The 8,884-nt window shown below is 49.6% G+C and carries 12 protein-coding genes; 11 read left to right on the forward strand and 1 reads right to left on the reverse strand.

Annotation, left to right across the window (positions count from 1 at the left end; all coding sequences use genetic code 11):
• Positions 1 to 51: 51 nt before the first annotated feature.
• From folB to rpoS, 11 genes are all read left to right on the forward strand, one after another.
• Positions 52 to 411 (forward strand): bifunctional dihydroneopterin aldolase/7,8-dihydroneopterin epimerase, encoded by a 360-nt coding sequence (gene folB, locus AC6R03_RS03140; RefSeq protein WP_500626382.1) that lies wholly within the window; start codon positions 52 to 54, stop codon positions 409 to 411.
• A complete protein-coding gene (gene folK / locus AC6R03_RS03145) occupies positions 408 to 905 on the forward strand; it encodes a 2-amino-4-hydroxy-6-hydroxymethyldihydropteridine diphosphokinase (RefSeq protein WP_500631464.1) in 498 nt (165 codons plus the stop codon). The genes folB and folK overlap by 4 nt, the downstream gene beginning before the upstream one ends.
• Positions 906 to 912: 7 nt before the next feature.
• On the forward strand, positions 913 to 1,716 hold the full coding sequence (locus AC6R03_RS03150; RefSeq protein ID WP_500631465.1) for an undecaprenyl-diphosphate phosphatase: 804 nt from the start codon (positions 913 to 915) through the stop codon (positions 1,714 to 1,716).
• Between the two features lie 102 nt (positions 1,717 to 1,818).
• A complete protein-coding gene (gene ftsB / locus AC6R03_RS03155; RefSeq protein WP_334553629.1) occupies positions 1,819 to 2,097 on the forward strand; it encodes a cell division protein FtsB in 279 nt (92 codons plus the stop codon).
• Positions 2,098 to 2,832, forward strand: coding sequence for a 2-C-methyl-D-erythritol 4-phosphate cytidylyltransferase (gene ispD, locus AC6R03_RS03160; protein ID WP_500631466.1), 735 nt, complete (start codon positions 2,098 to 2,100; stop codon positions 2,830 to 2,832).
• Between the two features lie 18 nt (positions 2,833 to 2,850).
• The gene (gene ispF, locus AC6R03_RS03165) at positions 2,851 to 3,327 is read left to right on the forward strand and encodes a 2-C-methyl-D-erythritol 2,4-cyclodiphosphate synthase (RefSeq protein WP_487902134.1); all 477 of its coding nucleotides are present in this window, start codon (positions 2,851 to 2,853) and stop codon (positions 3,325 to 3,327) included.
• A 65-nt stretch (positions 3,328 to 3,392) separates the two neighbouring features.
• Positions 3,393 to 4,466, forward strand: a complete 1,074-nt coding sequence (truD, locus tag AC6R03_RS03170) for a tRNA pseudouridine(13) synthase TruD (protein WP_500631467.1) — start codon at positions 3,393 to 3,395, stop codon at positions 4,464 to 4,466.
• Between the two features lie 45 nt (positions 4,467 to 4,511).
• Positions 4,512 to 5,270, forward strand: coding sequence for a 5'/3'-nucleotidase SurE (surE, locus tag AC6R03_RS03175; protein ID WP_500631468.1), 759 nt, complete (start codon positions 4,512 to 4,514; stop codon positions 5,268 to 5,270).
• Positions 5,271 to 5,272: 2 nt separating this feature from the next.
• Entirely contained in the window at positions 5,273 to 5,899 is a 627-nt protein-coding gene (locus AC6R03_RS03180) for a protein-L-isoaspartate(D-aspartate) O-methyltransferase (RefSeq protein WP_500631469.1), read from the forward strand.
• 2 nt (positions 5,900 to 5,901) lie between these two features.
• Positions 5,902 to 6,831, forward strand: a complete 930-nt coding sequence (gene nlpD, locus AC6R03_RS03185) for a murein hydrolase activator NlpD (protein ID WP_500631470.1) — start codon at positions 5,902 to 5,904, stop codon at positions 6,829 to 6,831.
• Between the two features lie 75 nt (positions 6,832 to 6,906).
• Positions 6,907 to 7,890 carry an RNA polymerase sigma factor RpoS gene (gene rpoS, locus AC6R03_RS03190; protein ID WP_487902129.1) on the forward strand — a complete coding sequence of 328 codons (984 nt, stop codon included), beginning with the start codon at positions 6,907 to 6,909 and terminating at the stop codon, positions 7,888 to 7,890.
• Between the two features lie 161 nt (positions 7,891 to 8,051).
• Here rpoS and AC6R03_RS03195 read toward each other — a convergent pair.
• A partial coding sequence (locus tag AC6R03_RS03195) for a transporter associated domain-containing protein (protein WP_500653633.1) occupies positions 8,052 to 8,884 on the reverse strand: 833 nt, incomplete at its 5' end.

Raw genomic sequence — 8,884 nt, forward strand, 5'->3', positions numbered from 1 at the left:
TTTTTATGAGAAATGGGTATCCGACCTCTCCTCGGATCAAACAGGACAGCAGTGACCATGGATAAAGTATTTATTGAGCAGTTAGAAGTCATCACCACCATTGGCGTGTACGACTGGGAACAACAAATCAAACAAAAATTGGTGTTGGACATTGAAATGGCGCACGACAACCGCCCCGCAGGTAAAAGCGATGATGTGGTGGACGCCTTAGATTACGCCAAGGTGAGTGAAGCGGTGTTGAACCACATTGAGCAAGGCCGTTTTTTGTTAGTTGAGCGTGTGGCGGAAGAGGTCGCGGAGTTAGTCATGACCACCTTTAATGTACCCTGGATTCGCATTCGACTAGCCAAGCCGGGCGCGGTGGCACAGGCCAAAGCTGTGGGTGTGGTGATTGAGCGAGGCAAGGCATGATCACCGCATACATTGGCGTCGGTTCCAATGTGGAGAGAAAAAAGCACATCAAGGCGGCGATTGATGAGTTACGCCATTTAGGCCAAGGATTAAGGCTGTCGACCATTTACGAGTGCCCGTCGGTCGGATTTGACGGAGACCGTTTCTATAATTTGGTCGTTGAGTTGCAAACGACTGAAAATCTGACAAAATTTTCACGCTCTCTGCGCGATATTGAGCTTAAATGGGGCCGCTGTGAACACGCAGAAAAATTTCAGCCTCGCACTATCGATCTGGACATTCTGCTGTTTGGTGATGAAGTTTCTGCGCAATCGCCCCAGATTCCGCGCAAAGACATTTATCACTACGCGTTTGTTCTCAAACCATTGGCGGAGCTTTGCCCCGATAGGGTCATTCCCGGTGATGGCCGACAAGTGCAAGAACTCCAGCAACAACTGAATTTAACCACGCCATTGACCGCCGTTCCGATGTGGTTCGATGACACCACCCAATGAGATATCCATGAGTTATTTTGAAGCCTTCATTTTGGCCTTGATCCAAGGTCTGACCGAGTTTTTGCCCATCTCCAGCTCTGCGCACTTAATTTTGCCTTCCGCCATTTTAGGTTGGGATGACCAAGGCTTAGCGTTTGATGTCGCGGTACACGTGGGTACGTTAGCGGCGGTCATTATCTATTTCCGCCAAGAAGTGGTGACACTGCTCTCGTCCTTTTTTGCGTCCATTTTTAGAGCAGAGCGCAGCAAAGAAGCCAAATTGGCGTGGATGATTCTATTAGCCACGATTCCGGCCTGTATCTTCGGGCTACTGATGAAAGACATCATTGAGATCTACTTGCGCAGTGCCTGGGTGATTGCCACCACCACCATAGTGTTTGGTTTGTTGCTCTGGTGGGTGGATAAAACCGCCACGCTGACCGATGATGAATACCAAGCGGGTTGGAAAAAGGCGCTCTTTATTGGTCTTGCGCAAGCGATGGCGATGATTCCGGGTACCTCACGTTCTGGCGCAACGATGACGGCAGCGCTCTATCTAGGCTTTACTCGCGAAGCCGCGGCGCGTTTTTCGTTTTTGATGTCTATCCCTATCATTCTTCTTGCTGGCGGTTACTTAGGTCTTAAGTTGGTGATCAGCGGTGAGCCTATCCACACTGGTTTCCTATTAACGGGCATTGTCACGTCATTTGTCAGCGCTTACCTCTGTATTCACTTCTTCTTGAAGCTGATTTCAAAAATGGGTATGACGCCATTTGTGATTTACCGTTTGCTTTTGGGTGTCGGTTTGTTTGCTTTTCTGCTGACTCGCTAATCCCACTCTTCTCAGACCACATAGACAATCCGTACCTCGCTTGAGGGGCAACATTGTGATATATATGTGGTCTTTCTTTATCTCTCATCTTTGATTGACAGTATGCGTGTTTTTGCTCTGACTCTATTGCTGATTTTAGGCTGGCTACAATATGAGTTGTGGCTGGGTAAGAATGGCGTGGCCGACTACCAAGCGGTCAGTGCAGAAATCGACGTTCAACATCAAGTCAATGCGAGCCTCCAATCTCGCAACAATGAAATGTTCGCCGAAATTGACGATTTACGCCAAGGACTTGATGCCATCGAAGAGCGTGCTCGGCATGAGCTGGGCATGGTGAAAGAAGGGGAAACCTTCTATCGCATCATTGGAGAGGACAACTAAATGTCAGACAGCCATTTTGCTGGCAAAATTACTGCGATTGTCCCCGCGGCGGGCGTGGGCAAACGCATGCAGGCGGATCGTCCCAAGCAATATCTAGAGATCTTGGGTAAAACCGTTCTTGAGCACACCCTCTCGCGTCTACTTTCTCACCCAGATATTGAACATGTTGTCGTCGCGATTAGCGATGGCGACCCTTACTTTGAACAGCTGCCCATTGCGACTCACCCCAAGGTGATTCGTGTCAGTGGTGGTCGTGAGCGCGCTGATTCTGTGCTGCGTGGGCTCGAGTATGTTTCTCAGCATCAGATGTCACCGTGGGTGTTAGTGCATGATGCAGCCAGACCTTGTGTGAAATTAGCGGATATTTCTCATCTGATTGAGCGCTGCTTAGCTGAGCAAATCGGAGGCATTCTTGCAATGCCGGTACGAGATACCATGAAACGAGCAGCTCATCACAACGCCGTCAGCAATACGGTGGATCACACCGTTGATAGAGAAGGGCTATGGCATGCCCTGACACCGCAGATGTACCCGACTCACACCTTGACCCAAGCGCTGAGCAAGGCGTTGCAATCTCAGGCCGTCATTACGGATGAAGCGTCCGCGATTGAGTGGAGTGGCGGAGCATCACTGCTGGTACCTGGGAGCGGCGATAATATTAAAATCACCCAACCAGAGGATCTGGCTCTGGCAGAGTTTTATTTGCAGAGGGAACAGACCCTTTGCCTCGAATAAATGAAAGGACATAACACGATGATTCGAATCGGTCACGGTTTTGACGTGCACAAATTTGGCGGAGAAGGCCCAGTCATCATTGGCGGTGTTGCCATTCCTTACGAGCAAGGTTTGATTGCTCACTCCGATGGCGATGTGGCGCTGCACGCACTGTGTGATGCACTGTTGGGCGCGATTGCTGCCGGTGATATTGGTCGCCATTTCCCTGATACCGATGATGAGTGGAAAGGCGCGGACAGCCGTTTTCTTCTGCGCGATGTGTACCAACGAGTACAAGCGCAGGGGTATGTGCTGGGTAATGCTGACATCACCATCATTGCTCAAGCACCGAAAATGGCGCCATATATCGAATCGATGTGCCAAACCATCGCACAAGATTTGGACACCGACGTCACCAACATTAATGTCAAAGCGACCACCACAGAGCGTCTCGGCTTTACTGGGCGCAAAGAAGGCATTGCCAGCGAAGCAGTTGTTCTGCTGGTTAAAGCGTAATTTCTAGCTATTTTTCAACAGCGGACGGTCACAAGCGCGGCCGCTGGCTAAACGGAACTCTATTCATGTCTGATTTACTTTCTTCTTTGGCGTACCTCAATGGTCAGCCTGTCGCCACCGGCGTACTCAAAGCGCAACCCGAGCACTTTCAAGTACGCGAAAACTTAGGGTTCTCATTTAGTGGTACGGGTGAGCACCTAATGGTGCGTATTCGCAAAACCGGCGAGAACACCAGCTTTGTCGCCAATGAACTGGCCAAAGCGTGCGGGGTGAAATCGAAAGACGTCAGTTGGGCAGGTCTTAAGGATCGTCATGCAGTCACAGAGCAGTGGCTGAGTGTACATCTACCTAAAGGCGAGACACCAGACTTTAGCGCCTTTCTGGCGGCGTACCCGAGTATCGAAATTCTCGCCACAGACCGACACCATAAAAAATTGCGTCCCGGCGACTTAATCGGTAATGACTTTCGCTTAACGTTAACCCAAGTCTCCGACATGCCATCGGTGCTGTCTCGATTGGAGAAGGTGCAAGCGAAAGGGGTTCCCAACTACTTTGGCAGTCAGCGTTTTGGTCACGATGGCAATAACCTCACTGAAGCCAGACGTTGGGGAAGAGACAATGTCCGTACTCGTAACCAAAACAAACGCAGTCTCTACCTCTCTGCCGCTCGCTCTTGGGTGTTTAACACCATCGTCTCCGCGCGGATTGAACAAGCGCTATTGAACACCTGTATTGCGGGCGATATTGTCTACCAAGGCAATGAAACGCGCCTTGTCACGCCTGAAGAGTGCGAGGCGTTCAATGCGCAGTTGCAGCGTGGTGAGGTGACATTAACCGCTGCGCTCGCGGGTGACAATGCCTTACCCACTCAGCACGAGGCGCTCGCACTTGAACAACCGCTGCTTGATAATGAGCCAGATCTCATGGCGTTGATTCGTGGTAATCGCATGCGTCACGACCGCCGAGAGGTGTTATTGAAGCCTGAGAGTCTGACTTGGTCCGTCGATGGTGACAGCTTAACGCTCGACTTCTCATTGGATGCAGGCAGTTTTGCGACTGCTATTTTGCGAGAGCTGCTCATTGCGACGGAGAAAGAACGCCATTACGCTAATGACAGCAAGGCCAATGACAGTCAGTAGCCGGTAGGGCCATATGCCCTCTTTCAACAGGAAGTGACAGGATTTATGACAGCCAACACACTGAGAGTATTGATCAGTAACGATGATGGCGTGCATGCGAAAGGCATACACGCGCTCGCGCAGGCACTGAGTGAGATCGCCGAAGTGACGATCGTCGCGCCAGATAGAAACCGCTCAGGCGCATCCAACTCGTTAACCCTAGAGCAGCCTTTGAGGGTGACTCGCATAGCCGAGCGTACTTATTCGGTACAAGGAACGCCGACCGACTGTGTTCACTTTGCGCTTAATGAGCTGATGAAAGACGATCTTCCGGACCTGGTGCTAGCGGGCATTAACCATGGTGCAAACCTTGGCGATGATGTGCTCTACTCTGGCACGGTCGCGGCAGCGATGGAAGGGCACTTTCTCGGTGTTCAGGCGATCGCCTTTTCACTCGTGGGGCTGCGCCATTTTGACACGGCGGCGCACATTGCCAAACAGCTGGTGTTGCAGCACGGACGACGCCCTATTCCTACTAACCGACTGTTAAACGTCAATATTCCCGACGTTGAGCTCTCCGCGCTAAAAGGTTCAAAAGTAACCCGTTTAGGTGCGCGCCATCACGCGGAAGCAATGATAAAACAGCAAGATCCTCGTGGTCATGATATTTATTGGTTAGGCCCACCAGGAAAAGAGCAGGATGCGGGTGAAGGAACCGACTTTTATGCTATCGAACATGGCTTTGTCTCCATTACACCGCTGCAAGTAGATTTGACCGCTCATGAATCGCTGATGAGCATGGATAATTGGTTAAAGGACAAGTAACAATGGTAAACCCACATGCCGACAGATTAATCGACTTTCTTGTCGCGAGTGGCATTCAAGATCAACGCGTATTAGATGCCATCTATCGATTGCCTCGTGAGCAGTTCGTGTCACAGGCGATGATGCATCAAGCATACGATAATAATGCGCTGCCGATTGGCGCTGGGCAGACCATCTCTCAGCCCTATATCGTGGCGAAAATGACCGAACTGTTGGCTCTGAATCGAGACAGCAAAGTGCTGGAAGTTGGCACTGGGTCTGGTTACCAAACCGCAGTACTAGCTCAACTGGTCGATCACGTCTTCTCCATTGAGCGGATTAAGGCGTTGCAATGGGAAGCTAAACGACGTTTAAAGCAGCTCGACATTTATAACATCTCCACCAAGCACGGTGATGGTTGGCAAGGTTGGCCAGCGAAAGGCCCATTTGATGCCATTATTGTCACAGCGGCAGCGGAGTCTGTGCCACAGGCACTGCTCTCACAACTCAGTGAGGGCGGCACCATGGTCATTCCTGTTGGTGTCGAGCAGCAGCAACTGTACAAAATCACCCGACAGGGTGAGGCGTTCTCCACAGAGCCCATAGAGATGGTACGTTTTGTTCCTTTAATCGCAGGTGAATTGGCGTAGGCATGAGCTTGAGAAGGTGTGTGTGGCTGATCCTGGTATTCAGTGCGCTGTATGGCTGCGCTGCACACTCGCCTGCTCCTGTGTCTGGGTTAAACAAAGATTATGGGTCTGTCACTCGTGGCAGTTATCGCGGCAGCTATTACGAAGTAGAAAAAGGCGATACGCTATACTTTATAGCCTACGTCACAGATAAAGATGTAAACGATATTATTCGTTACAACGGCTTGACTGAGCCCTACACCATTTACCCCGGTCAAAAACTCAACTTATGGCGTAGTGCCTACAAAGCGCCCGCCTTTGGTGGGACGGGTGCTGGTACGGTATCTGCGCCTGTCGCTGTGGTTGCCGCTACCCCATCCACTCCGAATTCAAGTAAAAACTCTAATCAATCAGTTACATCGCAAAACAGCAGCGGTCAGAAAAACGTCACCCAAACGCCACCTAAAAAGAGTATTGATCAATCAAAATCAAAGGAGTATGTTGAACCTAAGAAGCAACAAAGTGTTAACAAAAATGCCAATACTGCCTCTAGCAGTAAAGCGAGTAACACGGCTTCTAATCAAAAGGTTTCCAAATGGTTATGGCCAACAAAAGGGAGGGTAATAAAAAACTTTTCTGCTGGCGATCAGGGAAATAAAGGCATTGATATCGCAGGACAGCGTGGTCAATCCATCGTATCGACAGCAAGTGGCACTGTCGTCTATTCAGGCAACGCACTGCGCGGCTACGGTAATCTGGTGATTATCAAACATAACGATAACTATCTAAGTGCGTATGCACACAACGACAAGTTGCTAGTACATGAAGGACAAAGTGTTAAGGCTGGTCAAAAAATAGCAACAATGGGCAGCTCCGGAACGAACAGCGTTCGTTTGCATTTTGAAATTCGCTATCAAGGTAAGTCGGTCGATCCGAAACGATACTTACCTTAAATTTACTTTACTGACCGGGTAAATTAGCGACATTAGAGGTAGTAATGTCTTGCTAGCTCGCCAAGGGGAGGCGCCATGAGTATCAGCAATACAGCAACGAAAGTCGAAGAGTTTGATATTGAGCAGGAAGCACAACTAGATACGCTTCAAGGCAGCAATGAACTCACCTCATCCAAATCTGAGAGTGTCAAAGAGGAGTTTGACGCTTCATCGAAAAGCCTAGATGCCACACAGCTTTACCTTGGCGAAATCGGCTTCTCACCCCTATTAACCGCAGAGGAAGAAGTCCTCTACGCAAGACGTGCATTACGTGGCGATGAAGCAGCGCGTAAACGTATGATCGAAAGTAACTTGCGTTTGGTTGTGAAAATCTCCCGTCGTTATAGCAACCGTGGCCTTGCTCTCTTGGATCTTATTGAAGAAGGGAACTTGGGATTGATTCGCGCGGTAGAAAAATTCGACCCAGAACGCGGATTCCGTTTCTCGACTTACGCGACGTGGTGGATACGTCAAACCATTGAGCGTGCGCTCATGAACCAAACTCGTACCATCCGTCTACCTATTCATGTGGTGAAAGAGCTCAACATCTATCTGCGTACTGCTCGCGAGTTGTCGCAAAAACTCGACCACGAGCCGACTGCTGAAGAAATTGCTCAGCAACTGGATAAGCCAGTTGATGACGTGAGTAAAATGCTGCGTCTGAATGAGCGCATTAGCTCTGTGGATACGCCAATTGGTGGTGACGGTGAGAAAGCTCTGCTGGATATTATCCCAGATGCCAACAACTCAGACCCAGAAATTTCCACTCAAGACGATGACATCAAAAATTCATTGATCCATTGGCTGGACGAGCTCAATCCGAAACAAAAAGAAGTGTTAGCACGCCGCTTTGGTCTACTTGGCTACGAGCCTTCAACACTTGAAGAAGTCGGGCGTGAGATCAACCTCACCCGTGAGCGGGTGCGCCAAATCCAAGTGGAAGGTCTGCGTCGTTTACGTGAGCTTCTGGTTAAGCAAGGTCTCAATATGGAGAACTTGTTTGGTGTGACCGAAGAGTAACGACAGACGTATAATGGAAGAGATATAACGATAGACACATAATCCATAATCAGAGATATAGATAGAGTGTCTTAATCAGAAAAAAGCCTTGGGGGAACCAAGGCTTTTTTGATCGTGTGGCGAAATGCCGTTGTTCAATCAGTGATGAAAAACGGCAAAGGTTAACCGTGCTTTTTCCCTTTGCTGCGCGGGAAGACTTTCACCGTCTTGATACGATTCTCTTCTAGCTCGACGATTTCCATTGGGTGGCCAGAGACATGAACGCTCAAATGGCTCTCAGGGATCTCTTCAAGATGCTCGAGAATCAAACCGTTTAGGGTTCTTGGGCCATCGGTAGGGAAGTCCCATTTGAGACCTTTATTGATATCGCGGATGTTGGCGCTGCCCTCAATCAAGAAACTGCCATCACGTTGTGGGGTAATCTCATCCGACAAACTTGGCGTGATAGAAGTGGTGAACTCACCGACGATCTCTTCCAAAATATCTTCCAACGTAATGAGACCTATGATGTCGCCATACTCATCAACAATCAGACCAATCCGCTCTTTGTTGCGCTGGAACTTAAGCAGTTGGACGTTGAGTGGCGTGCCTTCTGGGATAAAGTAGACTTCATCGGCAGCGCGTAGCAGGGTCTCTTTGGTCGACTCGTTTTTCTCTAGCATCAAGCGATACGACTCACGCAAACGCAGCATGCCCACCACTTCGTCAATTTGACCGCGATACAGCACCACGCGCCCGTGCGGTGAGTGAGACAATTGACGCACAATCGATTTCCAATCGTCGTTGATATCAATGCCGGTGATTTCGTTTCTCGGCACCATGATGTCATTCACCGTCACATGCTCTAAATCGAGAATGGAGATCAACATATCTTGGTGGCGTCTTGGGATCAGGCTGCCCGCTTCGTTCACCACGGTGCGCAGTTCTTCCGAGCTCAGGTGATCTTCGCCATTGTGGTCGACTTTAATCCCAAGTAAGCGGATAAAACCATTAG

This window comes from Vibrio sp. R10-SG-ISO4 (assembly GCF_059834135.1).

Bases quoted from the DNA above. Each gene is read 5' to 3' on its own strand.
- ispD (WP_500631466.1), top strand. From the start codon at position 2,098: ATGTCAGACAGCCATTTTGCTGGCAAAATTACTGCGATTGTCCCCGCG.
- folK (WP_500631464.1), top strand. From the start codon at position 408: ATGATCACCGCATACATTGGCGTCGGTTCCAATGTGGAGAGAAAAAAG.
- ftsB (WP_334553629.1), top strand. From the start codon at position 1,819: ATGCGTGTTTTTGCTCTGACTCTATTGCTGATTTTAGGCTGGCTACAA.
- ispF (WP_487902134.1), top strand. From the start codon at position 2,851: ATGATTCGAATCGGTCACGGTTTTGACGTGCACAAATTTGGCGGAGAA.
- surE (WP_500631468.1), top strand. From the start codon at position 4,512: ATGACAGCCAACACACTGAGAGTATTGATCAGTAACGATGATGGCGTG.
- rpoS (WP_487902129.1), top strand. From the start codon at position 6,907: ATGAGTATCAGCAATACAGCAACGAAAGTCGAAGAGTTTGATATTGAG.
- nlpD (WP_500631470.1), top strand. From the start codon at position 5,902: ATGAGCTTGAGAAGGTGTGTGTGGCTGATCCTGGTATTCAGTGCGCTG.
- AC6R03_RS03180 (WP_500631469.1), top strand. From the start codon at position 5,273: ATGGTAAACCCACATGCCGACAGATTAATCGACTTTCTTGTCGCGAGT.
- truD (WP_500631467.1), top strand. From the start codon at position 3,393: ATGTCTGATTTACTTTCTTCTTTGGCGTACCTCAATGGTCAGCCTGTC.
- AC6R03_RS03150 (WP_500631465.1), top strand. From the start codon at position 913: ATGAGTTATTTTGAAGCCTTCATTTTGGCCTTGATCCAAGGTCTGACC.